The sequence below is a fragment of the Brevibacterium metallidurans genome (assembly GCF_037101285.1).
In the GTDB taxonomy this organism is placed as follows: domain Bacteria; phylum Actinomycetota; class Actinomycetes; order Actinomycetales; family Brevibacteriaceae; genus Brevibacterium; species Brevibacterium metallidurans.
This window is the reverse complement of the sequence record NZ_BAAAAF010000073.1, coordinates 1-528: the sequence shown is the minus strand read 5'-3', so window position 1 is coordinate 528 and position 528 is coordinate 1. Positions and strand designations below refer to the sequence as shown.

General features: G+C 31.1%; 1 protein-coding gene. It reads left to right on the top strand.

From position 1 onward, the window contains the following. A partial coding sequence (locus tag AACX88_RS17585) for a glycosyltransferase family A protein (RefSeq protein WP_339394144.1) occupies window positions 1-528 on the top strand: 528 nt, incomplete at both ends.

Genomic DNA, 528 nt, shown 5'->3' with positions numbered 1-528 from the left:
CTGTGAAAAAAAAATTTTCGATAATAGTACCTGTATATAACGTTGAAAAATACTTAAGGGAATGTATTCAATCAGTATTAGATCAGGATTTTAACGACTATGAGATAATCTGTGTAAATGATGGTTCAACAGATGGCAGTTTAGATATCATACTGTCATTTGATGACCAAAGAATCAAAGTAATAAATCAGGAAAATCAAGGCCAATCGGTGGCAAGAAATGTCGCCATTGAATCATCAACTGGTGAATATATATGGTTTTTAGATGGTGATGATAAAATATCACATGGAAGTCTAAAGTTAATAGACAAGATAACCAATGAAAAAAATTATGGGATTATTTTCTTTAATGCACATGTTTTTTTTGACACTCCAGATCTGAAAAAAAAAGGATGGCATGATTATAAGCGCTCAACATTTGGCGAAATAGATGCATTAACTTTCTTTGAAAAAGAAATGGCGAACAAAAAACTAATAGTGTCACCATGTTGCTATGTTTTTAAAAGGGAGTTATTAAATGGCAATGCAT